The sequence below is a fragment of the Pseudoruegeria sp. HB172150 genome, assembly GCF_013184805.1.
Classification (GTDB): domain Bacteria; phylum Pseudomonadota; class Alphaproteobacteria; order Rhodobacterales; family Rhodobacteraceae; genus Psychromarinibacter.
Window position 1 is genome coordinate 1,828,567 of sequence record NZ_JAATNG010000001.1, and the last position, 23,424, is coordinate 1,851,990.

General features: G+C 64.0%; 22 protein-coding genes and 1 tRNA gene. 12 read left to right on the forward strand and 11 right to left on the reverse strand.

Translation table 11 applies throughout. The features are described 5' to 3' along the window. Positions 1-31 precede the first annotated feature (31 nt). Positions 32-1,534, forward strand: a complete 1,503-nt coding sequence (locus tag HCO70_RS08765; RefSeq protein WP_172295016.1) for a peroxidase family protein — start codon at positions 32-34, stop codon at positions 1,532-1,534. A 60-nt stretch (positions 1,535-1,594) separates the two neighbouring features. Here the strand turns inward: HCO70_RS08765 and HCO70_RS08770 are convergent, their stop codons facing one another. After that, complete coding sequence (locus HCO70_RS08770; RefSeq protein WP_172295018.1) at positions 1,595-2,611, reverse strand: methyltransferase; 1,017 nt, start codon at positions 2,609-2,611, stop codon at positions 1,595-1,597. A 114-nt stretch (positions 2,612-2,725) separates the two neighbouring features. Here HCO70_RS08770 and HCO70_RS08775 point away from each other — a divergent pair. The 6 genes from HCO70_RS08775 to HCO70_RS08800 all read left to right on the forward strand — a co-directional run bounded on the left by HCO70_RS08775 (position 2,726) and on the right by HCO70_RS08800 (position 10,043). Further along, positions 2,726-2,802 (forward strand) — tRNA-Arg (locus tag HCO70_RS08775). A gap of 401 nt (positions 2,803-3,203) precedes the next feature. Next, the gene (locus HCO70_RS08780; protein ID WP_172295020.1) at positions 3,204-4,508 is read left to right on the forward strand and encodes an extracellular solute-binding protein; all 1,305 of its coding nucleotides are present in this window, start codon (positions 3,204-3,206) and stop codon (positions 4,506-4,508) included. Between the two features lie 72 nt (positions 4,509-4,580). Further along, positions 4,581-5,462, forward strand: a complete 882-nt coding sequence (locus HCO70_RS08785) for an ABC transporter permease subunit (protein WP_172295022.1) — start codon at positions 4,581-4,583, stop codon at positions 5,460-5,462. A 9-nt stretch (positions 5,463-5,471) separates the two neighbouring features. Further along, positions 5,472-6,386 (forward strand): ABC transporter permease subunit, encoded by a 915-nt coding sequence (locus tag HCO70_RS08790; RefSeq protein ID WP_172295024.1) that lies wholly within the window; start codon positions 5,472-5,474, stop codon positions 6,384-6,386. A 13-nt stretch (positions 6,387-6,399) separates the two neighbouring features. Further along, complete coding sequence (locus HCO70_RS08795; RefSeq protein ID WP_172295026.1) at positions 6,400-7,446, forward strand: ABC transporter ATP-binding protein; 1,047 nt, start codon at positions 6,400-6,402, stop codon at positions 7,444-7,446. Between the two features lie 392 nt (positions 7,447-7,838). Next, positions 7,839-10,043: a hypothetical protein gene (locus tag HCO70_RS08800; RefSeq protein ID WP_172295028.1), complete on the forward strand. Its 2,205-nt coding sequence runs from the start codon at positions 7,839-7,841 to the stop codon at positions 10,041-10,043. A gap of 103 nt (positions 10,044-10,146) precedes the next feature. Here HCO70_RS08800 and HCO70_RS08805 read toward each other — a convergent pair whose 3' ends face one another. Together HCO70_RS08805 and HCO70_RS08810 are read right to left on the reverse strand one after the other, a co-directional pair. Further along, positions 10,147-10,581, reverse strand: a complete 435-nt coding sequence (locus HCO70_RS08805; RefSeq protein ID WP_172295030.1) for a hypothetical protein — start codon at positions 10,579-10,581, stop codon at positions 10,147-10,149. A 5-nt stretch (positions 10,582-10,586) separates the two neighbouring features. Continuing rightward, positions 10,587-10,898 carry a hypothetical protein gene (locus tag HCO70_RS08810; RefSeq protein WP_172295032.1) on the reverse strand — a complete coding sequence of 104 codons (312 nt, stop codon included), beginning with the start codon at positions 10,896-10,898 and terminating at the stop codon, positions 10,587-10,589. 172 nt (positions 10,899-11,070) lie between these two features. Between HCO70_RS08810 and HCO70_RS08815 the strand changes: the two genes are divergently transcribed. The 5 genes from HCO70_RS08815 (at position 11,071) to HCO70_RS08835 (ending at position 16,320) form a co-directional block, all read left to right on the forward strand. Further along, a complete protein-coding gene (locus HCO70_RS08815; RefSeq protein WP_172295034.1) occupies positions 11,071-11,781 on the forward strand; it encodes a response regulator in 711 nt (236 codons plus the stop codon). After that, complete coding sequence (locus HCO70_RS08820) at positions 11,778-13,160, forward strand: cell wall metabolism sensor histidine kinase WalK (protein WP_172295036.1); 1,383 nt, start codon at positions 11,778-11,780, stop codon at positions 13,158-13,160. Before HCO70_RS08815 ends, HCO70_RS08820 begins: the two co-directional genes overlap by 4 nt. A 12-nt stretch (positions 13,161-13,172) precedes the next feature. Continuing rightward, positions 13,173-14,444, forward strand: coding sequence for a glycerate kinase (locus tag HCO70_RS08825; RefSeq protein ID WP_172295038.1), 1,272 nt, complete (start codon positions 13,173-13,175; stop codon positions 14,442-14,444). 588 nt (positions 14,445-15,032) lie between these two features. Then, on the forward strand, positions 15,033-15,728 hold the full coding sequence (locus HCO70_RS08830) for a Hint domain-containing protein (protein ID WP_172295040.1): 696 nt from the start codon (positions 15,033-15,035) through the stop codon (positions 15,726-15,728). Positions 15,729-15,897: 169 nt separating this feature from the next. Then, positions 15,898-16,320 (forward strand): hypothetical protein, encoded by a 423-nt coding sequence (locus HCO70_RS08835; protein WP_172295042.1) that lies wholly within the window; start codon positions 15,898-15,900, stop codon positions 16,318-16,320. Between the two features lie 7 nt (positions 16,321-16,327). Here the strand turns inward: HCO70_RS08835 and HCO70_RS08840 are convergent, their stop codons facing one another. The 8 genes from HCO70_RS08840 to HCO70_RS08875 all read right to left on the reverse strand — a co-directional run bounded on the left by HCO70_RS08840 (position 16,328) and on the right by HCO70_RS08875 (position 23,403). Then, positions 16,328-16,924, reverse strand: a complete 597-nt coding sequence (locus HCO70_RS08840) for an NTP transferase domain-containing protein (protein ID WP_172295044.1) — start codon at positions 16,922-16,924, stop codon at positions 16,328-16,330. After that, on the reverse strand, positions 16,921-18,225 hold the full coding sequence (locus HCO70_RS08845) for a branched-chain amino acid ABC transporter permease (protein WP_172295046.1): 1,305 nt from the start codon (positions 18,223-18,225) through the stop codon (positions 16,921-16,923). Before HCO70_RS08845 ends, HCO70_RS08840 begins: the two co-directional genes overlap by 4 nt. Further along, positions 18,222-19,232: a branched-chain amino acid ABC transporter permease gene (locus HCO70_RS08850; RefSeq protein WP_172295048.1), complete on the reverse strand. Its 1,011-nt coding sequence runs from the start codon at positions 19,230-19,232 to the stop codon at positions 18,222-18,224. Before HCO70_RS08850 ends, HCO70_RS08845 begins: the two co-directional genes overlap by 4 nt. A 61-nt stretch (positions 19,233-19,293) precedes the next feature. Further along, complete coding sequence (locus HCO70_RS08855; RefSeq protein ID WP_172295050.1) at positions 19,294-19,668, reverse strand: hypothetical protein; 375 nt, start codon at positions 19,666-19,668, stop codon at positions 19,294-19,296. A gap of 3 nt (positions 19,669-19,671) precedes the next feature. Beyond that, entirely contained in the window at positions 19,672-20,499 is an 828-nt protein-coding gene (locus HCO70_RS08860; RefSeq protein WP_172295052.1) for an ABC transporter ATP-binding protein, read from the reverse strand. Beyond that, positions 20,496-21,278, reverse strand: coding sequence for an ABC transporter ATP-binding protein (locus HCO70_RS08865; RefSeq protein WP_172295054.1), 783 nt, complete (start codon positions 21,276-21,278; stop codon positions 20,496-20,498). The genes HCO70_RS08860 and HCO70_RS08865 overlap by 4 nt, the downstream gene beginning before the upstream one ends. 71 nt (positions 21,279-21,349) lie before the next feature. Next, positions 21,350-22,525 carry an ABC transporter substrate-binding protein gene (locus HCO70_RS08870; protein WP_172295056.1) on the reverse strand — a complete coding sequence of 392 codons (1,176 nt, stop codon included), beginning with the start codon at positions 22,523-22,525 and terminating at the stop codon, positions 21,350-21,352. Between the two features lie 95 nt (positions 22,526-22,620). Beyond that, a complete protein-coding gene (locus tag HCO70_RS08875; RefSeq protein WP_172295058.1) occupies positions 22,621-23,403 on the reverse strand; it encodes a class I SAM-dependent methyltransferase in 783 nt (260 codons plus the stop codon). Positions 23,404-23,424 lie beyond the last annotated feature (21 nt).

The window sequence follows — 23,424 nt, forward strand, 5'->3', positions numbered from 1 at the left end:
TATCGTACTGTAAATTTCAGGATTGAATTTCATGACAAAAAGCTACCACGGCCTTGGCCGGCTCGATCTGCTTATGCACGAGTGTCTGGGAGCCAACGCGCTCAATACGATTGAAGTCCTGCCGCAGATATTCGGCTATCTCTTCAAGCACAATCCGATCACCGGCAACCTGACCGAGAAGGAAATCGTCGACGGTTTTGACGCCCTCGTCGAGACCATGCGGCTGCCGGTCGGCGACGAACCTGAAGGGCCTGCCGAAGCGGGAATGACCTTCTTCGGCCAGTTCATAGACCACGACATCACCCTCGACGCCACCAGCGCCATCGGCACGCGCATCGACCCGCGCTCGATCCGCAACGTGCGCACACCGAACCTGGATCTGGATTGTGTGTATGGTGACGGACCGGATGCATCTCCGCATCTCTATTCCGAGAAGCACAAGGGGTTCATGCTCTACGGGCGGAAGGACTACGAATATGACCTTCCCCGCAATGATCACGGTCGCGCACTGATCGGCGACCCGCGCAATGACGAGAACATCATCGTCAGCCAGATCCAGGGCGCCTTCATCGCCCTGCACAACATCCTCATGTCGCAGATGGCTGAAGATGGAGACTGTGCGCATGCGGTTTCCACCTGCGCCAGCATGGGCGTGCGCAAGAAGGTCTGGGACGAGATCGTTCCTCCGAAGATGAAAAGCTTCGAAGAAGTGCGCCGGTTTATCCGCCTGCATTACCAGTGGCTGATCCTGCATCACTTCCTGCCATCCTTCGTGGATCCGGAGGTGATCAAGCACGTCCTGAAACACGATCCGTTCCACGGCAAGGCGCCGATCATGCCGGCCGATTTCTCGGTGGCGGCCTACCGCTTCGGCCATGCGACGGTGCAGCCGAAATACCAGCTGAAAAAGAACGGCGCAGACATGGACATGTTGGACCTTCTGAAAGGCGGGTTCACCTGGCGTACGAAAGACACCGAACTGGACATGGAGATGTATTTCGATATCGGCGGCGCAAAGTCCCAACGGGCCCTGCCTGTCGGGCCGAAGATGCCTGCCGCGCTGTTCGAACTTCCGGACAACATCGTCAACAAGCCGGAAAACTGGAACGGCTATGAGATCAGCATCGAGCGCGCCCGCAAGCTCGCGCTGCGCAACATCCTGCGCGACCGAACGGCGATCCAGGTCGAATCCGGGCAGCATGCGGCGATTGCGTTGGGTCTCGATCCGCTGCCGGCGCCGCAGGTCCTGAAGGACCACCACATCGACAAGACGCCGCTGTGGTTCTACTGCCTGCAGGAGGCGGGCGAGAAGGGCAACGGCAAGCTGACCGGTGTCGGAGGCAAGATCGTCGCCTCGGTCATCATCCGCATTCTCAAGCTCGATCCCGAAAGCGTTCTGCACGTCCACGGGTTCGAGCCGTGGTCCGGCTTCGGCGGCAAGGACTGCACCATGGGATCGGTCATGGAATACGTCGAAAAGCACCGCGCCGACGTGGCGCACCGAAAGGAGCTTTTCTGCGGTCACCAGCACTGACGGCAGGTCATCCCGGCAGAGCGCTTTCAGGCGCTCTGCCACCAGCGAGACGGAACCGCCTCAGGCGGCCTTGCGCGCCTCGGCCAGCATCGTCATTTCCGGGATCATCGGTGCCACTTCCACCTCGGTGAACCCGGTTTTCTCCAGCCGATCCGCCAGCCCTTCGGCATCGAGCGAGGCGGCGCGCGGGGTGAAGGCCGTATGCTGCAACTGCCAGAGCGCGGTCAGATGCGGGCCCCTGCGGCTTCCCTCGACGATGAAGTCATGAACGAAGATCCGGCCGCCGGGTTTCAGCGCGCGTTCAGCAGCGGCAAACATAGCGGCATGATCCTCGCCCGGGACGCCGGAAAGCAGGTAGGACATCAGCACCACGTCCTGATCATCGGGCCAGTCGGGCAGGCCCGTGGCGTCCGCCTCGACGTAGCGGATGCGTTCCTCCAGCCGCGCCTCGGCGATCTTCTCGCGGCCGACCGCCGCCACGTTCGGAAAGTCGACGATGGTGGACTGCAGGTTGGGAAAAGTCCGGCAGAAGGTGATCGAGAAGGCGCCGGTTCCGCCGCCCACATCCAGCATGCGCCTGGCATTGCCGAGATCGACCCGCCGCGCCAAAGCCCTGGCCGGACCAAGCGAGCCGGCATGCTGGCTGTCGGAATAAAGCCGCGCCTCCTCTGGGTCGGAGAACCAGTCGGCATAGGAGCCGACGGCATCTTCCGGCAGTTCATCCTTCAGGGCCGGCACCAGTTGATCCATCAGCCCGTACATCTGCTGTCCGACCTGGAGCTGCAGGTAATCGCTGAAGTCGTACCGCTGCCCTTTCACGAGGAACGAGGCGGCGGCCGGAGAATTGGCGAAACGGCCTTCGGACACATCGACCAGCCCCAGCCCCGCCAGGGCCGTCAACAGTGTCAGCGCGCGCTGCGTGTGAACTCCGGCCTGTTCGCCCAGTTCCTCCGCGGTCAGAGCGCCCGCGGCAAGATGGTCGAAAATTCCCAGTTCGATCGCCGCGAACAAGGCCTTCGACCCCATAAAGCCGAAGGCGATGTCGGATATCTCATGTGCTTCGGTCGCCAATGCCATGCCGGTCTCCTATGCGATGGAACTAAGGCTATCAGGTCGGACGCGGGCCCGACAACCGGGCGGGGCGGATTGCCGTTGCACCGTTCGGAATAGCCCGATATAGGGGCGCCCTAGGCACCCGTAGCTCAGCTGGATAGAGCGCTGCCCTCCGAAGGCAGAGGCCAGAGGTTCGAATCCTCTCGGGTGCGCCAAACTCAGGTCAGAGCATATATACTAACCGTGCGCTTTCGCAGCCGTTAGGTTTTCGCAGCCGTTCAGTCCCGGCAATCAGGTCTTCATTCCGGACCTCCGGCTGCTGACGAATTCAGCAATTGCAACCTAAGCGGGTCTCCCGGAGCGCCCCATGCGATGCCGCACGGCTCATTTCCGGCCTGTTACAAGCATGTCACCGGCCCCTTACAAATATGTCACCTCCAGCCACTACGCCGCGCCTCGACGGGTCGCGCCGCGCGGATGCTGGGGGAATTCAATCGAAGCATTTCCGCACGCCTCGGGACCGTGAAACCCGTTTTACGGGCGGCCGTCCTTGGCCGCGCCATCGCTGAACCATTCATCCGGCCCTATTGGGGCTACAACAGATGGAAGAACCGAGATGAAAGCACTCACTTTCACGATGACCGCGGCCTGCGCCTTCGTAGCGACCGCCGCCGCTGCACAAACCGAAATCACCTGGTGGCACGGCATGGGTGGTCACCTGGGTGACGTCGTCAACCAGATCGCGACCGGCTTCAACGAAAGCCAGGACGAATACACGATCACTCCGGTCTTCAAGGGCTCCTACGAGGAAACCCTGACCGCCGCCATCGCCGCCTTCCGTGCCGGCGAGCAGCCGAACATCGTGCAGGTTTTCGACGCCGGCGCCGCCACCGTGATCGGCGCCAAGGGCGCAACCGTTCCGGTGCAGGACCTGCTGGAAGAGAACGGCGTCGAGTTCCACATCGAAGATTACATCCCCGGCGTCCGCTATTTCTATGCCGACAGCGACGGCAAGATGATCGGCATGCCGTTCAACTCCTCCTCGCCGGTGCTCTACTACAATGCCGACGCCTTGGCCGAAGCCGGTGTCGAAGCGCCAGCCTCCTACGAGGAATTCGAAGCGATCGCCCCTGCACTGAAGGAAGCCGGCTACATCCCGATGGTGCAGACGCACCTGCCGTGGGAATTCGTCGAGAACTTCCACTCGCGCAACAACCTGCCGTTCGCGAACAACAACAATGGCTATGACGGCGCCGAAGGCACCGAGATCCTGATCAACTCGCCGGAAATGGCGATGCACTTCACCAAGGTTAAGGAGTGGCTCGACGCCGGCCTGTTCGGCTTCTTCGGCACCGGCTGGGACGACAACAAGGCCCAGTTCCTCGACCAGAAAGCCGCGATGTACATCGGTTCGTCTGGCGACTTCGGTGGCCTGACCGCGCTGGACCTGCCGTTCGAATGGTCGAACACCATGCTGCCCTACTGGGAAGAGATCACCGGCGGCGAGGGCTATCAGTCCTTCATCGGCGGCGCCGCTCTGTTCGCGATGTCCGGCCAGCCGGCCGAGGAGAACGCTGCCACGGCGAAGTTCTTCGAGTACCTGACCTCGCCCGAGGTCCAGTACATGTGGCACCGTGAAACCGGCTATGTGCCGATCACCCTGGCCGCCTACGAACTGGCCCAGGAAGACGGCCACTACGAACGCTTCCCGGCCGCCGAAACCGGCGTCATCCAGCTGTCGCTGCGCGACGGCGAGAACACCCATGGCTACCGCATGGGCTTCTATGTCCAGATCCGCGACGTCGAAAACCGTGAACTCGCCCGCTTCCTGAACGGCGAGACCTCGATCGAGGATGCGCTGGCCACCATCGAGAAAGAAGGCAACGAGCTGCTGGCCCGCTTCGCCCAGACGGTGAAGTAAACACTCGTTTCCCGAGACTGTCCGGCGGCCGCGCCATTCGCGGCCGCCGGACCCCATGCAAGAGGGCCGCACTTGAAACGCGCTGGATTCAACACCCGGTGGCTGCCGATCCTGATGCTGCTGCCGCAGCTTTCGATCATCTGCCTGTTCTTCTACTGGCCCGCCTGGCAGGCCCTTCGATCTTCCTTCTTCCTCGAGGACCCGTTCGGGTTCGGGTCCACCTTCGTCGGGCTGGAGAATTACCTGCGCCTGTTCCGCAGCAGCGAGTACATGCGCACCGCGTGGTTCACCGTGGTCTTCACCTTCTCGGTCACGCTGTTCTCGCTTGCCTTTGCCCTACTGCTGGCGGTCAAGGCCGACGCGGTGATCCGTGGCGCCAAGACCTACCGGACGCTTCTGATGTGGGTCTATGCGGTGGCACCGCCCGTCGCCGGCTTTCTCACGCTGATCCTGTTCAACCAGCGCTGGGGGCCGATGACCAACTTCTTTGCCCATTTCGGCTGGGATTTCCGGGTGCGGCTCGACTATTTCGACACCGCCGTCGCGATGATCATGGCTTCGGTCTGGAAGCAGATCCCGGTCAACTTCATCTTCTTCCTCTCCGGTCTGCAGTCGATCCCGCGCGCCGTCCGCGAGGCGGCACTCATCGACAACCGGTCCGCGATCAGCCGGTTCTGGACCGTGACCTTCCCGCTGCTGGCGCCCACCGGGTTCTTCCTGCTGATCATCAACATCACCTATTCGCTGTTCGACACCTTCGGCACGATCGACACGATCCTCCGGAACAATCCCGGCGATAACCCGATCACGCTGGTCTATCAGGTCTACCTCGACGGTTTCCGCGGGCAGGACCTTGGCGGATCCTCGGCGCAGTCGGTGGTGCTGATGGTGCTTGTCCTGGCGCTGACCATCTTCCAGTTCCGGCTGGTAGAGCGGCGCATCCACTACACCTGAGGACCGACGATGGCAGAGATTTCCCAGCCCTCCACCACATCCGCCGCGCCGGTCGAAAAACCCGATCTCGTTCACCGGCGGTTCCGCTGGTCGCTGATCGCCGACCACGCAATCCTGATCTTTGGCGCCTTCGTGATGATCGGGCCGCTTCTGATGCTGCTGCAGATGAGCACGATCCCCGATGCCGAGATCATGAAAACCGGCCCCTCGCTGCAGATCGGAGATCAGTTCTGGCCGAACCTGCAGAAGGCGCTCTTCGAGTCGATGAGCTATTCCGGCGCGAATACCGGCGTCAGCATGTTCAGGAACTCCCTGATCCTCGGCGTCGGATTCTCGGTCGGCAAGATCATCATCTCGATGATGGCCGCCTATGCCATCGTCTATTTCCGGCTGCGGTTCGCCACCTTTGCGTTCTGGCTGATCTTCACCACGCTGCTCCTGCCGCTGGAAGTACGCATCCTGCCGTCCTACGAGATCACGCAGAAGCTGGGGCTCCTGAACACCTATACCGGCCTCATCGTGCCGCTGATCGCCTCGGCGACCGCCACGTTCTTTTTCCGACAGTATTTCATGTCCGTGCCCGAAGAAATGATCGAAGCGGCGCGGATCGACGGCGCAGGGCCGATCAGGTTCTTCATCGACATCCTCGTGCCGCTGTCGCGCACGATGATCGCGGCAATCTTCATCATCATGTTCGTCTACGGCTGGAACCAGTATCTATGGCCGACGATGATCGTGACCGACGAGGGCAAGATGACGCTGGTGCAGGGGATCAAGCAGATCACCCAAGGCCTCGAAGGCAACCACATCCCCGAATTTGGCCGTTCGAACCTGCTCGCGATCCTGGCGGTACTCCCGCCGGTGCTGATCGTGATCTTCTTCCAGAGCTGGTTCGTGAAAGGTCTTACGGAATCCGACAAGTAGGGACGACGGAAACATGGCAAACGTGGCGCTCGAGGCCGTTCGCAAGGTCTATTCCAACGGGGCCGAGGCGGTAACGCCCTCGAGCTTCGACATCAATGACGGGGAGTTCCTTGTCCTCGTCGGGCCTTCCGGCTGCGGCAAGTCGACGATCCTGCGGATGGTCGCCGGGCTGGAAGAGATCACAGAGGGCACGCTGCGGATCGGCGAACGGGTGGTCAACGGCATCGACCCCGCTGACCGGGACATTGCGATGGTATTCCAGAACTACGCGCTCTACCCGCATATGACCGTGCGCAAGAACATCGCCTACGGGCTGAAGACCCGCCGCGTCCCAGCCGACGAGATCGCGAAGAAGGTCGACGACGTTGCGCGGATGCTGAACCTCAGCGACTACCTCGAACGCAAGCCCTCGCAGCTTTCCGGCGGCCAGCGGCAGCGGGTGGCGATGGGCCGCGCCATCGTCCGCGATCCGGCGCTGTTCCTGTTCGACGAACCGCTGTCGAACCTCGACGCCAAGCTGCGCAACCAGATGCGGATCGAGATCAAGGCGCTGCAGCGCCGTCTCGGCGTGACCTCGATCTACGTGACGCACGATCAGGTCGAAGCAATGACCATGGCCGACCGCATCGTGGTGCTGAACACCGGGCGGATCGAGCAGATCGGGACGCCCAGCGAAATCTACAACCGGCCGGCGTCGACCTTCGTGGCCGCTTTCATGGGCGCCCCGCCGATGAACCTGCTGGATGGCGAGGTGCGCGGCGGCAAGGTGATGGTGGGCGAAATGGCGGTGAAGGATGCACCTGCCGGGCTTGCGGACGGCAAGGTCATCGTCGGCATTCGCCCCGAAGACCTCGTGCCCGACCCGCAGGGCCGGATGGCCCTGACCGTCGACATCGTCGAGGAACTGGGCGCCCACAAGGTGCTTCACGCCAAGCTGAATGGCCAGCCGCTGCTGATCGGGGCGGGCAAGGACGTATCCGTGGGGCGCGGTCTGCTTCAGGTATCCTTCCCGGTATCGGCGATCTCGCTGTTCGACGCAGCGAGTGGTCAGCGCATCTAGGGCGGCGTTACTGTGCCCGACGGCCCGGCCACCATGGTGGGCGGGCATTATCTGGGACGAAATTGCCTTTACAGGGCCAGCCAAGTTGGCCCGACACGCCGAATCGACCGCTGGTTTTCTGCTGCCTTTTTTACCGGGTTACGGCCCGATCTTTTTGCGATCATCAGCAACCGGGCCTTAATCAGCGGGATTTGGGCGAAGTCGTGCCAGTTTCCATATGCCGGACAAAGACCTGGTTGTACTGGGATTATGCATAAGTAAAATTAACGGTAGATAAACATAGCTGCCCTCTACTTTAAATTGTAGCCGCGCTCCAGAGGAGACGTTGCCGGATGTCCATCCGGTATCGTGGTGCTGCGGGTTGAAATACCTGTGATTGACAGGAGTCCTCGATGGCAACCTACATCGTGACCACACTCGCCGACGAAGGGGTCGCCGCGTCCGTACCGCCGGATGCGGTCGCCGAGGCGGCGGATGGGCTCGGACTGTCCCTGCGAGAGGCCATCGCGTTGGCGAACGCCGATGCTGCCGAGGATGCGATCCTGTTTGCACCGGACCTGGCCAATGGCCGGATCGTCCTGCGGGGTGAAACGCTATCCATCTCGACCGACATGACCATCGACGGCGACGCGATCGGCGGAACCTCGGGCCGGATTGTCCTGGACGCGGATGATGGGCCGCGGACGTTTTCGATTGCGGCGGGCGATGTCGAGATCTCGGGCTTTGACATCACCAATGCCGGTCACCCGTCGAACGTGCTGATGGGTGGCGGCAACGGCGCAGGAATTTGGATCGCGGAAGGGGCGTCGGCGAAGGTTTACGACGTCCGCATCCAGAACAATACCGGCGGCGGGTACTCCTTTGAGACCGGCGGCGGCATTCACAACGAAGGCACGCTGTGGCTGACCAACTCCGAAGTGACGGGCAACGAAACCGGAATCACCCGCGAAACCGGTGTCGGCGGCGGGATCGCGAATAGCGGAACAATGTACTTGGACACGGTACTGATCGCCGACAACGCCGCCTCTGGCCGAATAGCCGGACCCGGCGGCGGCATTTACAACACCGGCACTGCCTATGCGATGAACCTGCTGGTCACCGAAAACTACGGGCTTCTCGGCAGTGCGATTTACAACAGCGGAACTTTCGTCGTCAGCAACGCCACCGTCACCGGGAACAGAGACGCCTCGGCCTATTACGGCAACACGGTCGCGATCCATAATGCCGGCGACCTGACGCTGATCCAGTCCACGGTGACCTCCAACCCGGGACTGGAGATCGACAACCGCGCCTATGTGGCGGCGGTCAACAGCATCGTCACCGAAACCATCGGATGGAGCGTCCACCGCCTCGGAACCAATGTGCTGGGCACCGCTGTGATGGAGGGTGACAGCATCATCGACTACACCTCAGTGGCGCAGCTTTTCGAGAATACCGGGGCAGGCGGCGCGCTGCTGACCGACAATGGCGGCCCATTCCCGACACTCCTGCTGCGCGCCGATGCATCGAACCCGGCGCTTGACGTGGGCAATGCTGAACTGGCCACGGACGCGCTTGGTTCGGCGCTGCTGACCGATGCGCGCGGCGACGGATTCGCCCGACAGTTCGACCTGTTTACGATCGGCAATGAGGGGCCCGGCACGACGGATCTAGGCGCGCTGGAACTGAACACCGACTTCGCGGATGTCTTCCTGATCGCGGATACGCTGCACGACGTCCTCAGTTACAGCGGCAAGCAAGACAAAGGCAGCTTCGAGGTCACCGACCACGGCGCGACGCTGATTCAGACCGGCAACGCGTGGAACCATGTCCTGATCGATTACGAAGTCACCAGCCGCACGATCCTCACCTTCGGATACGAAACGCTGGTCGAAGGCGAAGTTCACGCCATCGGGTTCGAGAATGACGAAAACCCCGATGCCACCACCTTCTTTCAGCTCGACGGCAGCCAGGGCTTTGGCATCCAGGATTTCAACGGCCTGTCCGACACCGGGCAGGACACCTTCGCGATTCCTGTCGGCCGGTATTTCACCGGCACCTTCGACCGGCTGGTCTTCGTCACCGATCAGGACGGCGTGCCCGGCAATCCCGCCGCGCTCGCACAAAGCGCGTGGAGCAATTTCAATCTCTACGAGAGCGCCCCCTATGTCGTCGTCGACAACGACGATTATCCGATCACCTCCTACAGCGAGGCGCAGGACAGGGGCGATTTCGTGTTCTACCAAGGATTTAATGTCATGATTCAGTACCCCAATTCCTGGGAAATGGTCGAGATAGACTACGACGTCACAGCGAAGACACTGCTCGAGTTCGATTTCGCGGCCTACGAGGTGGGTGAAATCCACGCCATCGGCTTTGAAAACGACGACATACCGAATGGCGAGACAATCTTTGTCCTGACTGGCACGCAGGACAATTTCGGCATCCGCGATTATTTCACCGAACCGGACGCGTCCGGCGGCACGCGCCATTACGAGATCCCGGTCGGAGAGTTTTTTACCGGCCATTACGATACCCTGGTCTTCGTGACCGATGACGACGCCGAAAGTGGCGCCGTCAGCCAGTGGCAGGACGTGACGCTCGCCGACGTATTGTAAGCGGTGCGTGCCGCAACAAGATGTGCCGCCCGCGCGGGACAGGCGGGCGGCACGATGCAGGGGGCTGCCTGTTCCCGGCGGCAAAGAGCACGCCGGGTAGGGACTATGGCAGCAGGCCCAGCATGTCGAGTTCCGGCCAGCTGGTGCGGTCGACCTGTCGGTCGATGCGCACGGTGCGGCCCTTTTCACTGACCAGTTCACCGGTCAGGCGGGTACCGGTGTCGGTGAACGACACCTGCCCGCTGCCGGTGAATCCGATACCGCGCGGCCCGGTGCCCGAGCCGGTCAGGCCGCAGCTGCGACGGTCCGGATCACATTGCGCCACCAGCTGGTAACTACCCGTGTCGCCGCCGGGAAAGACCAGCGTCCCGGCGCGGGTGATGACCCCGGAGCCGGGATCGATCTCTGTCACGAATGCGTGGCTGATCGTGCCGCGCCGGGTTTCGATGGTTGTCGAGCCCTTCACGGTCTCGGCAAGGGCAGGCAGGGCGGCCGTTGCCAGCACAGCACCGGCCAGAAGGGGGATATGCGTCTTCATGCAGGTCACCGGCTGATCGTCACGGTACGGCCGCGGTTGACCCCGGTCGATGTGTTGACCGATTTGTTGCCGGTGCAGATGCCGTTCTCGCAGGTCATGGTCCGGTTGCGGTTGTAACTTTCGCCATTCGGTCCGACGGCGGTGACATTACGGTTGCAGGTGCCGCCATTGCCGTGGTCGTAGCAATTGTTGTCGCGGTTTACCGTGGATACCCCGTTCGGCCCATAGATGGTGCTGTTGCTGTCGGCGAGCACGGGCACGGCGGCGGCGGAGAGGCCGACGAAGGCGAGGGCGGCGATGTGGAGCGTGCGTTTCATGTTGCGAGGTCCTTTGTCTTTGTGTCGGGGCGGGATCGTGTCGAACCCGATGACCAGCAAACTGGACCGTTGCTGCAACTGGCGCATTTCTGGCGCGTAATGCTTTGTAACGGAAGGTAACCGGCGCGCCTTTGCGCTTGTCTGGCACGGACGTCTTGCCAAGATGCCGTTCATGTCAGCGCCCAAGTCCCTGCTGATCGTCGAGGACGATCCCGAAATCCGCCGCCTCGTGTCCGGCCTGTTCCGGGACGAGGGGTTCGAGGTCGCCGAAGCCTCCGGTGCCGAGGAGATGGATCGCGCGATGGCACGGACGCGTCCGGATCTGGTAATCCTAGACCTGATGTTGCCGGGGGAGGACGGGCTCTCGATCTGCCGCCGCCTGCGGGGCGATCCGACCCTGCCGATCATGATGCTGACCGCACGGGGCGACGATATCGACAAAGTGGTGGGGCTGGAGATCGGAGCCGACGACTACCTGGTGAAGCCGTTCAATCCTCGCGAGTTGCTGGCGCGGGTGCGGGCGCTTCTGCGCCGGTCCTACGCGGCTCCGGCGGCGGCGCCCCGGCAGCGGCTGGGATTTGCCGGTTTCGTGGCCGATCTCGATGCCCGGCGGCTGGAGAAAAATGGCGAGTGGATCGACCTGACCGGTGCCGAGTTCGAACTCCTGGTCTGTTTCCTGCAGCGGTCCGGCCGGGTGCTGAGCCGAGACCAGCTTCTGGACTGGGTGCACGGACGTGAAACCGGCGTCTACGACCGATCGATCGACATGGCGGTCTCGCGGCTGCGCCGCAAACTGGGTGATACCGGCGGGGAGGAGCGGCTGATCGCCACGATCCGCAATGCCGGATACCTGTTCACCGCGACCGTGGCGAAACTGCCATGAGAGCGCCGGGGCTGGTGGGACGGGTCCTGCTGTTGTTCGGGCTGGGTCTGTTCGCGCTGTGGCTGCTGGTCGCCGCGGCGCTCTACCGGTCCGGGCTCAGAACCGACGAAGCGGCGCTGACGCCGCAGCGTCTGAACGCCATCGTTCTGGCGGTGGAGGCGTCGGGCGAGGGCGAGTCGGCGGTCATGGTCGGGCTGTCCGCGCCGGGCCTTCGGCTGCAGCTTGGGCCGGAACGGCTGGAGCCGGAGATGGATTCGTTACCCGACGAGGTTCTCGCTCAATATAGCACAGTGTTGGCACCGCGCGCGGTCTCGGCGCATTGGAACCCGGCACTCCGGATCGGGCGGCTGATAAAGCGGCCATACGACGAGGAACTGCCGCACCGCGCGCTGTTCGTGGTTCAGTTGACCGACGGGCGGTATCTTTCGGTCACCCGCGCCGCACTGCCAGGTCTCACGCGAGCGGGCCTGCCGTTCGGGCTGGTGGCCGGGTTCCTTTCCAGCCTGATCGCCCTGCTTCTGCTGCTGTTTCTGCTGCGCGAAGCCCGCCCCCTGGCGGCGCTGGCCCGCGCCGCCGACCGGATGGAGCCCGGACGCATTGTCGAACTCCCGCGGCCGCGGCGCGCCTCGCCCGAGCTGCACGCGCTGATCGGCGCCTTCGAGCGCCTGCAGGCGCGGCTGCATTCGGCGCTGGAGGCCCGGACGACGGTGATTTCCGGGGTCAGCCATGACGTGCGCACCTTCGCGACCCGGCTCCGGCTGAGAGTACAGCATCTGCCAGACCCGCAGGAACGCGCCCGCGCCGAGGCCGAGATCGCCGATATGATCCGGCTGCTGGACGACGCCCTGCTGCTGGGCCGGGCCGAAAGTGGCGTGATCGAGGAACAGCTGGTTCGCCCCGGCCAGGTTGCCCTTGCGGAAGCAGAAGCGAGGCTCGGGGAGGGGGCGGATGTGAGCGTGTCCGGCAATATGGCGTCCGCGATTCTGGGCGATCCGCTGGCAATGCGCCGCCTGCTGGCCAACGGGGTTGAGAATGCGCTGAAATACGCCGGACAGGCGCGAATCTCGGTTGAAAGCATGGGAGATACGGTGCGGGTCGCTATCGAGGATGACGGACCGGGTATTCCGCCAGAGCTGCGTGACCGTCTGCTGGAACCCTTCACCCGTGGCGAACCTTCGCGGAACCGCGCCACCGGTGGCGCCGGTCTGGGGCTGGCGATCATGCGCAGTCTTGCCGAGGCGCAGGGCGGGCAGTTGGCTATCGAGTCGTCGGCGTCCGGCGGCGCCCGAATTGTCGCCACCTTTCCGGCGCTTGATCTTTCCGTCGGCAACGGCGGCGAAGACGAGCCCTCGGGGCTGGTGCGGTCCCGCGTTTCGTGATCCTGTTGCGACATGATATCCGCCACTGACCGATCCTTCCTGACCGACCTGTTCCACGCCGCCGTTGCCGCCGCCGACCCGATGGAGGCGCTGAGCGCCTATCTGCCGCCAAAACCCAAGGGCCGTACCTATGTCATCGGTGCCGGCAAGGGTGCAGCACAGATGGCAGCCGCCTTCGAGAAACTGTGGGATGGGCCCGTCGAGGGCCTGGTGGTCACCCGCTACGGCTACGCAACGCCGTGCCCGACGCTGGAAGTCGTCGAGGCATCGCATCCGGTCCCGGATGCGGCGGGGCAGGCCGCCGCCGAACGCCTGATGTCCGAACTGTCGGGGCTGGGTGAGAACGATCTTGTCGTTGCGCTGATCTGCGGCGGCGGGTCTGCGCTGTTACCTGCGCCACCCGAAGGGCTGACGCTCGAGGATGAACAGGCGCTGAACCGGGCGCTTCTGGCCTCGGGCGCGCCGATTTCAGCGATGAACGCGATCCGCAAGCAGGTCAGCAGGGTGAAAGGCGGGCGCCTCGCCGCGCTGGCACATCCGGCGAAGGTGGTCAGCCTGATCGTTTCGGACGTGCCAGGCGACGATCCGGCGCAAGTAGCCTCCGGCCCGACTGTCGCGGATTCCGTAGGCCGGAAAGAGGCTCTGGCCCACGTGGCGGCCTTCGGGATCGACCTGCCGGAGACCGTGCGCAAGTATCTCGACACCGCGCCCGAGGACGCCCCGCGCCCGGACGAGGGCGGGTTTTCACATGACGAGGTCTACGTGATCGCCTCTGCCGCGAAATCGCTGGAAGCCGCCGCGGCGCGGGCAGAGGAAAAGGGCATCTCGGCCGCAATCTTGTCCGACGCGATAGAGGGCGAGGCAAAAGACGTCGGCCGGGTGCTGGCGGCACTGGCCGGGGAGGTGCGGCGCAAGGCACGGCCCTTCACGCCGCCTGTGGTGCTGCTGTCCGGCGGCGAGACCACGGTGACGCTGGGCGGCGCCGAGGGCGGGCGCGGCGGCCGCAACACGGAATTTCTGCTCGCCTGCGCACTGGTGCTCGACGGGGCCGACGGGGTCGTCGCACTGGCGGCGGATACCGACGGCATCGACGGGTCAGAGGACAATGCAGGCGCCTTTGCCGATGGCTCCAGCGCCGGTCGGCTACGGCTGGCGGGGCAGGACCCGGCGGCATTGCTGGCGGCGCATGACGCCTGGGGTGCGTTCGATGCGCTGGGTGACCTGTTCGTGCCGGGACCGACCGGAACAAACGTAAACGACTTTCGCGCGCTGCTTATCCGCTAGACTGTGTCGGAAACAGCTGGATCGCCAATCCCGGCGCGCTCCGCGTTCCCGCGATGCTGGTGATGGAGCATAGGGGGCGGCTTTTCGTAGATCACCCCGGCAATCCTGTACGATTCGACAGGCAAAATGGTTAACTCCGATGACAATGTGTCGGGTTTCCGAGGCATTGTCGTCGCATGCTGAATGTGGCGGGAATGTGACTGCCGCATTGGGGCGGGAGCAAGGGTCGGTCACCTGACAGGAAACAACAGTCGACCCAAGGTTGTGCTGCGGGCGCGTGGAAGCCGCCTATTCACCGTAAGTTAAACACGTTCCTTCTATGCTTATAAAACAAGCAACACCGGCGGGCGGCACAGCGCCATGGTAGTTGTATCAGGAGAGTTTCAGGGTTTCCCGGTCAGGGACAAAACCGGGATCGGGCACAGGCATTACGGCGCAAATATGGCGCGCTGACACATAGTTTCGCCGCAAAATGCCCAAAAGAAACCACAATTCGCTTCGTCCCTGGACATCTCAGGGTTACGGTCACGTCACTTGGGTAATCGGCCCCAGCCGCAATTGGTGCGGCCGGGCCGCGGGGAACATTGTATGGCGAGTACGAACCAGCTACCGGGCGGGAACGCCCGCGATCGCGGTGCGGCGGGGGCGCGTCCCCTTGCGAGGCCGCATGTCGCGACGGCAGACGAGGCGTCGGTCACTCCCTGCTTCACGCCGGGCACGCTGATTGCGACGGCGAACGGGGCAGTGCCCGTCGAAGATCTGCAGGTCGGCGACAAGGTGATGACCCGCGATAACGGATTTCAGCCGATTTGCTGGATCGGTGCCAAGCGGCTGACCGGTCTGGACGCGGCCGAGCGTTCCGACCTGCGGCCGGTGCGCATCCGCGCGGACGCTTTTGGCAACGGGCTTCCGGCGCGCGACCTCATGGTCAGCCCGAACCATCGCGTTCTGGTCGCCTCGTGGCAAACGGCACTTTACTTCGAGGAGCGCGAGGTGCTGTGCGCCGCGAAACACCTGATCAACAACCGCGACGTACGTGCGGTGCCGACTGTCGCCACGACCTACATCCATTTCATGTTCGAGCATCACGAGGTGGTGCTGTCGAACGGCGCCTGGACCGAGAGCTTTCAGCCCGGCGACTTCTCGCTGCGGGGTATCGGCGCGGCACAACGCCAGGAGATCCTCGACCTGTTTCCTGAGCTCAGGACCAGCCTGGGGCTCGATTCCTATCTCGCGGCGCGGCGCGTGCTGACGCCGGGAGAAGCCGGACGCCTCCGGCGCTGAATGCAGCTGGCTGGCCCGGGCTCCGTGCCCACCGGCCAAAAGGGAAACCCGCTAAGCTGGGGGGCTCGGCGGGTTTCCTGATTCCGGGGGAAGCAAAATCGCAGGTCTGGACAGCCGCCGACCGGCAGGCCAGTGTCAGGGGGACTTCGGCCAGTCTGATGGGGGACATATGGCGCGCGCATGGCATCACCTTCCGGTCTCGGCAATCGCAGTGCTCTGGCATCTGCTGGCGGCAGGCGATTTCCTCGCGCTGCGGCTGGAAGTCGACGTTTACACAGCCGGGTTCAGCGAGGTACAGATGAACTGGTTCCTTTTGATGCCGTTATGGATTGAGATCGCCTGGGGGATCGGCGTCTGGGCCGGGTTCCTGGGGGCGATCCTGCTGCTGGCACGCTCGGGGACCGCCGGAAGCCTGTTCGCGCTGTCTTTCCTCGGATGGGCGGTCACGGCGGTTGGAATGATCGTCCTGCGTGAGCCGTCGGTGATGGAGGTGACCGGCTATGTCGGGCTCGGCTTCCTGATCGCGGCAGTTGTGCTGGCCTTCCTGTTCTTCCTTTATGCGAGGAGCATGCGGGCGCGGCTGCGGCGCTGAAGGCGGGTTAACCCCGGGTTTCACGCCACTCCGCCCAGTCGTCCGGCGTGTCTAGATCGGTAACCGCGCGACGGCCGGGCAGGGGCACGAGGTCCTGCGGTACTGATTTCAGGACATCGCGGCCGCCGGTATCCCCCTGCAGCGCCTGCAATGCCGGGAACAGGTGGCGCGGAATTAGTGCTGGCGCGCCGGGCCTGCCGTCTTCGGTAGCTGCGCGCACGACAGTTTGGGACCCGAGGTCGGCAAAGCGCTTTGCCAGTGCGGTCAGATCGGCGGATTCCAGATCCGGCATGTCGGCCATCAACATGATCGTACCGGGGGTCCGTTCGGGCAGGGAGGCAAGACCGGCGCGGATCGAGGCCGACATGCCATCCCGCGCATCGGGAACAGCCGTCAGGGTCAGGTCCAGCCCCTCGACCGCACGCCACCGCTCGGGCCGGTCCGGCGGCAGCAGGGCGTGCACCGGCAGACCCGTCGCAATCGCCCGAAGCGCGCTGCGACGGAGCAGCGGCTCTCCGTCCACGTCCTCGGTCAGCTTGTCACGAGCGCCCATGCGCGAAGAGGAGCCAGCCGCGAAGAGCAGGATGGCAATCGGGGCGGTCACCGCTCCGGTATCAGCCCGCGCGGGCTGAACCGCAGCACAAGCAGCAGCACGAGACCCATCACGAACAGCCGCATATGCGCGGCACTCTCGATCAGGCGCACTTTCAGCCAGCTGCCGTCCGCCATGCCGGCGGTCATCAGCTCGATCAGCTCGCGGCCGCGCGGCTCCACCTCGACCCAGAGGTACCAGATCAGGAACCCGCCCAGCACCGCGCCAAAGTTGTTGCCCGACCCGCCGACGATCACCATCACCCAGATCAGGAAGGTGAAGCGCAGCGGCTGGTAGGTCCCCGGCGTAAGCTGCCCGTCCAGCGTGGTCATCATCGCGCCCGCCAGTCCACAGATGGCTGAACCGAGGATGAAGACCTGCAGGTGTCGCTTCGTGACATCCTTGCCCATCGCCTCCGCCGCGACCTCGTTGTCGCGGATCGCGCGCATCATGCGGCCCCAGGGTGACTGCAGCGCCAGCTGCGCCAGCGCGATCAGGATCAGCAGCACCGCGAGGAACAGCGCCGCATAGGCCAGTTTCACCGTGATCGACGAGGCGGCCACAGGGTCGACGCCCCAGTCCGCCATCCGCGCCGTAAAGGCCGCGCTGTTCTGCAGGTCGATCTCGTAGGGCACCGGACGGGGCAGGCCGATCACGTTCTTCACCCCCCGCGCCATCCAGTCCTCGTTCTTCATAACCGCGATGATGATCTCGGCGATCCCCAGCGTCGCGATGGCAAGGTAATCCGACCGCAGCCCCAATGCCGTCTTGCCGATGGCCCAGGCGGCGCCCGCCGCCAGCAGCCCGCCCACCGGCCACGCCAGGATGATCGGCAGGCCAAGGCCGCCGAGGTAGCCGGTTGCGGCCGGGTTCACCGCCTCGACCGCCGAAACGGCCGAGTCGAAGACGGCGCGATACAGGAAGAACCCGCCGATCAGGATAGCCGCCACCGCCAGCGACCGAGTCCAGCCCTGCGGCAGCCGCTTCCACGCGACGATGGCCGCGGCGATGGCGGCCGCGCCCATTAGCAGCCCGCCGATAAGGCGCCAGCCGCCCGCCGCCCAGGCATCCGGCACCGGCGGCATGCCGACCAGCACCGCGCCCAGCCCGCCAAGCGCCACGAACCCCATGACGCCCACGTTGAACAGCCCGGCATAGCCCCACTGCATGTTCACTCCCAGCGCCATGATCGCGCTGAGAAGGCCCATGTTCACGATCCCCAACGCCACGTTCCAGCTGCGCTCGAACCCGGTCAGCAGGATCAGCGCGGCGACAAGGGCGAAGAGCAGGGTGTTCTTTGTGGTCTGGCTCATACCGATTTGCCTGCGAAGATGCCGGTGGGACGGAACAGCAGCACGATCACCAGGATCACGAAGCTGACCGCGAACTTGTAGTCGGTGGACAGAAGCTGCACCAACCCGTCCGGCGCCATCTCAGGCGGGACCGTATAGGTGATCACCTTCTTCCACGCATAGGTCACCATCACCTCGGAAAACGCGATCAGGTAACCGCCGACGATGGCGCCCAACGGCGATCCCAGCCCGCCGACAATGGCAGAGGCGAAGATCGGCAGCAGTAGCTGGAAATAGGTGAACGGCTTGAAAGACTTGTCCAGCCCGTAAAGCACTCCCGCAATCGTCGCCAGCGCCGCCACGATGACCCAGGTGATCTGCACCACCCGCTCGGGGTTGATCCCCGACAACAGCGCCAGATCCTCGTTGTCGGAATAGGCGCGCATCGACTTGCCGGTCCGCGTCCGGTTCAGGAACCAGAACAGCAGGATGACGACGATGATCGCGGTAAGGATCGTGATGCCCTGGCTGGTGCGAAAGGCCAGCCCTTCGCTCAGCCCGGTCATTTCTCGGAAATTCCGCGCATTGATGATGAACCGCTCGCCGTCGGCGAAGTTCTGGTCGTCCGGCCCGATGATGAAGCGGACAAGCCCGTTCATCATGAACATGACGCCCATGGAGACGATGACCAGCACGACCGGCTTGGCCTTCTGTTCGCGATAGAAGGAATAGACCGCCCAGTCGGTAAAAAGGAGGAGCAGCGCCGTGATCGCAATGCCGGCGGGCAGGGCGAGCAGCGCCGTCGGCACTGGACCGAGCGATACGCCCATCCCCTGCAGTCCCCAGGTCACAAGGATCGTCGCCATAGCGCCGAAGGCCATGGTGTCGCCATGGGCAAAGTTGGAAAACCGCAGGATCCCGTAGATCAGCGTCACGCCAAGCGCACCGATGGCCAGCTGCGACCCGTAGGACGCGGCCGGGATGATCACGAAATTCGCCAGCGCGACGAAGGCGTTCAGGAAGTCCACGAAAGCCGTCCCCCGGTGTCTGCCATTCCGTCTCCCTCGGGTGTCTCCGGATAAGTCGTCATCACACGCCCCCGCAGCTCAGGAACCGCGTCTCGGCGCTGATGTCCGGGTCGAAGCCACGGGTGATCCAGACCAGATTGCTGGGGCCGGTCGGCAGCAGGAAATGCGTCTCTGCACCCTGACCCCAGATGATCGGCCCCAGATCGCCCTCCTGCCGCGCCTCGGCGGTCTCGGCGTCCAGCGTCACGGTCAGGCTGATCGTGTCGCCCTCGCGCCCGGTTGGGGCCAGCGTCAGGTGCAGCGTCTCGTCCGGCATCGCACAGGCGCCCGTGCCGTCACAGAGCGTGACCACCTTGCAGTCGAGCTCTGACACATTGCCCTCGGCCAGCGCCGCGCAGGGCAGGGTGGCAAGGGCGATGACAGGACCAGCGCGCACCGTTCAGCCCCCCAGAAAACTCGCCCGGACCTCGGGATCGGCCAGCAGGGCCGCGCCCGTGTCGGTGTATCGGTTGGCACCCTGCACCAGCACATAGCCCTTGTCGGCGATCTCCAGCGCCTGCCGGGCGTTCTGTTCCACCATCAGGATGGAAATCCCGGTCCTCGACACCTCGATGATCCGATCGAACAGCTCGTCCATCACGATAGGGGAAACACCGGCGGTAGGCTCGTCCAGCATCAACACCTGCGGCTCAGTCATCAGCGCGCGACCGACGGCAACCTGCTGGCGCTGCCCGCCGGACAGCTCGCCGGCCTTCTGACGCCGCTTCTCGGCAAGAACCGGAAACAGGTCATAGACCTGCGCCATCGTCTGGCGGATATCGTCACGCCGGATAAACGCACCCATCTCGAGGTTTTCCTCGACGGTCAGCGAGGTGAAGACGTTTGAGGTCTGCGGAACGAACCCCATGCCTTTCGCCACCCGCGCCTGCGGGGTCAGCGTGGCGATGCTCTCGCCGCCCAGCCGTACATCCCCGCCGCGCAGGTCCAGCATGCCGAAAACGGCCTTCATCGCCGTAGATTTACCCGCGCCGTTGGGGCCGACGATCACCGCGATCTGTCCCTTTTCGACAGCGATGGTGCAGTCATGCAGGATGTTCGCGCCGCCGCCATAGCCGCCGGTCATCGCATCGCCGATCAGGAAGGGTTCGCCCTCGGCACCAGCCTGCGCCTCGCCGGAATACCTGCCGGGCCGCAGCGTGCCGCCGCCGTCCTTGGTGATCGAGCGGTCCTTGTTGCCGCGGTCTTCCTGATAAGCGTTTCCGCTCATGCCTCCAGCTTGTCCTTGTTCTTCAGTCCGGTGCCCAGATACGCCTCGATCACCTGCTCGTTGGAGCGGATCTCGTCATGCGTGCCTTCGGCCAGCACCTTGCCTTCGGCCATCACGATGACCGGGTCGCAGAGGCGGGCGATGAAATCCATGTCGTGCTCGATGACGCAGAAGGTGTAGCCGCGCTCCTTGTTGAGCCGGATGATCGCGTCGCCGATGGTGTTCAGCAGCGTCCGGTTCACCCCGGCGCCGACCTCGTCGAGGAACACGATCCGCGCCTCGACCATCATGGTCCGGCCCAGTTCCAGCAGCTTCTTCTGTCCGCCGGACAGGTTCCCTGCCTTTTCGTCCGCCAGATGATCTATGGTCAGGAATTCAAGAACTTCATCGGCTTTCTTCATCAGATCGCACTCTTCCCGCGCCACCTGGCCGCGGCGAAACCAGCTGTTCCACAGCGTCTCGCCCGACTGGTCGCCGGGCACCATCATCAGGTTCTCGCGCACCGTCATCGACGAGAATTCATGCGCGATCTGGAAGGTGCGCAATAACCCCTTCGAAAACAGCTCGTGCGGTGGCAGGCCGGTGATGTCCTCGCCCGCCATCGTCACCTTGCCGGAGGTCGGTGGAAAGACACCCGCGATCACGTTGAAAAGTGTGGATTTTCCGGCGCCGTTCGGGCCGATCAGGCCCGTAATCGAGCCTTCGGCGATGGTCAGCGAGGCACCGTCCACGGCGTGGAAGCCCCCGAAATGCTTGTGCAGATTTTCGACCGTGATCATCCGCGGGTCCATATGGCAAACAGCCCGGCCTGAAAAGCCGGGCTGTGCATGTTCTTAACGGTTTTGTGGCGTCAGCGGAACTGCACCGTCGAGTAAGCGCCATCCTCGATGACGTACTCGCGGTAGGTGCCGGCCGCTTCACCGGGTCCGATCAGTTCCACGTTGGTCGCGCCGACATAGTCGACGTCGCCGCCATCAGCGAGGATCTGCAGCGCCTTGGCCAGCTCACCCGGCAGGATCGGCTCGCCCGGTGCGTTGGCCACATCCAGCAGGTTCGCCGCGATCGCCGCAGAGGTCGCTTCGCCGCCTGCCTGCATCGCCAGCGCCAGCAGCGCCGCAGCGTCATAGCTTTCGCGGGTGAAAGAGCTTTCGCCGGCCACGCCCGCCGCTTCGGTCAGCGCAATGAACGCGTCGGAGCCTTCGCCCTCGGACCACGGAACCGAACCGTAGGACCCGGCCAGCATGTCGCCCAGGTCGCCGACGAGTGCCTCGGCATACATGCCGTCGCCCATGACGAACGTGTCGAAGGCGCCGGTGTCGACGGCAGCCTGAATGATGCCCTTGCCGCCCTGGTCGGCGTAGCCGAAAACCACCAGAACCTCGCCGCCGGCCGAAGCCAGCGCGCCGACTTCCGCGGTGTAATCGGCCTTGCCGTCCTCATGCGGAACGTTCGCCGTTACGTCGCCCTCGAAGTTCGAGATGAAGGCGTCCGAAAGGCCTTTGCCGTAGTCGTTGTTGGTGTAAGTGACAGCGACCGAGGTGATGCCCTTGTCGGCAAGGATCGCGGCCAGAACTTCGCCCTGCCGCGCATCGGACGGCGCGGTGCGGAAGAACAGGCCGTTGTCTTCGGCGGTCGACAGCGCCGGCGAGGTGGCCGACGGCGACACCATCGGAATGCCGTTCGGCACCGCGACGTTGGCCAGGATCGCGCCGGTCACGCCCGAACAGTCGGCACCCATGATGCCGACGATGCCGTCGGAGGTCACAAGACGCTCGGCGGCGGCGGTGGCCGCACCGCTGTCGATGCAGGTCGAATCCGCCCGCACGCTTTCCAGCATCATCCCGTCAAGGATGCCGCCGGCATCGTTGATCTCTTTCATCGCCAGTTCGGCGCTGTCGGCCATTTGCGGCGTCAGCGATTCGATAGGACCGGTGAACCCGAGGATCACACCGATCTTGACGTCCTGCGCCTGCGCGGCGCCAGCGGCGAGCGCGGCAGCGGCGGAGGCCAGTAGCAGCTTTTTCATGGTCAACTCCCTGTCTGGTAGACTGTTATGCGGCGGAGCCTAAGGGCGCTCCAATGAAAAGGGAAGAGTGGCCGTAAGGCCAACGCCGCGGCAGGTCAGGCCGCGCGGACGGCGCTGGCGGCCGGACGTTGGATCTGTAGCCGCAGCCCCAGCCCGCCGGCCACGGTGCCGACGCGGCTGAACCGGCCAAGCCCCACCAGCGCACGCAGAACCTCCGGCGCCTTGGTCGCGCGGATGTCCAGCAGCACGGACCCTCCCGGACGAACCCGCTCGCGCAGGAACCTCGCGTAGGTATCGGCAGGATACAGATACCCGCAGGACAGGAAGCTGACGGCAAGGTCGACCTCTCCGGCCTCCATCACCGACTCCTGCCGTGGGTTCAGCAGCCGAAGCTTGGCCGCATCGCAACCATTGGCCACCAGAAACCGGCGCGCCACGTCAAGGTTGCTGCAGCCGCTGCCGACCGGCTGATACCAGAGATGCCGTTCCGGCCCGTACTCCGTGTCGATCAGCAACATCTCCATGCCGAGATCGGCGTGAAGAAAAAGATCCAGAATGCCGTAACCACAGCCGATATCGGCGATGCGCTCCGGCGAGATCTCGTGGAACAGGGGGCGAAGCTCGCGATACTCCAGCAGGATGAAGCCGATGGCCCGGGACACCAGTTCCAGCATGTAGCGATTGGCGGTCCGCATCAGCGGGCGATCATCCCCCTCGACCCAGGATCTCAGGATGTCGCGCCGTTCAGGGATGTCCGCCAGAACCTCGGGCCGCTGCAGACAGATATTGGCGATGTCGCGCAGGTCGAACATGGACAGATCCAGCGAGCGGATCGCCTCGGTTTCCGACATCCTGACTGCGGCTTCGAACCTGTCCACCGGACGCACCTTAATAGGCCC

Excerpts from the sequence above, each read along its gene's own strand:
- HCO70_RS08830 (WP_172295040.1), top strand. The coding sequence starts at position 15,033 with ATGGCGAGTACGAACCAGCTACCGGGCGGGAACGCCCGCGATCGCGGT.
- HCO70_RS08780 (WP_172295020.1), top strand. The coding sequence starts at position 3,204 with ATGAAAGCACTCACTTTCACGATGACCGCGGCCTGCGCCTTCGTAGCG.
- HCO70_RS08835 (WP_172295042.1), top strand. The coding sequence starts at position 15,898 with ATGGCGCGCGCATGGCATCACCTTCCGGTCTCGGCAATCGCAGTGCTC.
- HCO70_RS08770 (WP_172295018.1), bottom strand. The coding sequence starts at position 2,611 with ATGGCATTGGCGACCGAAGCACATGAGATATCCGACATCGCCTTCGGC.
- HCO70_RS08795 (WP_172295026.1), top strand. The coding sequence starts at position 6,400 with ATGGCAAACGTGGCGCTCGAGGCCGTTCGCAAGGTCTATTCCAACGGG.
- HCO70_RS08860 (WP_172295052.1), bottom strand. The coding sequence starts at position 20,499 with ATGAGCGGAAACGCTTATCAGGAAGACCGCGGCAACAAGGACCGCTCG.
- HCO70_RS08820 (WP_172295036.1), top strand. The coding sequence starts at position 11,778 with ATGAGAGCGCCGGGGCTGGTGGGACGGGTCCTGCTGTTGTTCGGGCTG.
- HCO70_RS08845 (WP_172295046.1), bottom strand. The coding sequence starts at position 18,225 with ATGAGCCAGACCACAAAGAACACCCTGCTCTTCGCCCTTGTCGCCGCG.
- HCO70_RS08765 (WP_172295016.1), top strand. The coding sequence starts at position 32 with ATGACAAAAAGCTACCACGGCCTTGGCCGGCTCGATCTGCTTATGCAC.
- HCO70_RS08800 (WP_172295028.1), top strand. The coding sequence starts at position 7,839 with ATGGCAACCTACATCGTGACCACACTCGCCGACGAAGGGGTCGCCGCG.
- HCO70_RS08815 (WP_172295034.1), top strand. The coding sequence starts at position 11,071 with ATGTCAGCGCCCAAGTCCCTGCTGATCGTCGAGGACGATCCCGAAATC.
- HCO70_RS08825 (WP_172295038.1), top strand. The coding sequence starts at position 13,173 with ATGATATCCGCCACTGACCGATCCTTCCTGACCGACCTGTTCCACGCC.
- HCO70_RS08865 (WP_172295054.1), bottom strand. The coding sequence starts at position 21,278 with ATGATCACGGTCGAAAATCTGCACAAGCATTTCGGGGGCTTCCACGCC.
- HCO70_RS08790 (WP_172295024.1), top strand. The coding sequence starts at position 5,472 with ATGGCAGAGATTTCCCAGCCCTCCACCACATCCGCCGCGCCGGTCGAA.
- HCO70_RS08870 (WP_172295056.1), bottom strand. The coding sequence starts at position 22,525 with ATGAAAAAGCTGCTACTGGCCTCCGCCGCTGCCGCGCTCGCCGCTGGC.
- HCO70_RS08805 (WP_172295030.1), bottom strand. The coding sequence starts at position 10,581 with ATGAAGACGCATATCCCCCTTCTGGCCGGTGCTGTGCTGGCAACGGCC.
- HCO70_RS08810 (WP_172295032.1), bottom strand. The coding sequence starts at position 10,898 with ATGAAACGCACGCTCCACATCGCCGCCCTCGCCTTCGTCGGCCTCTCC.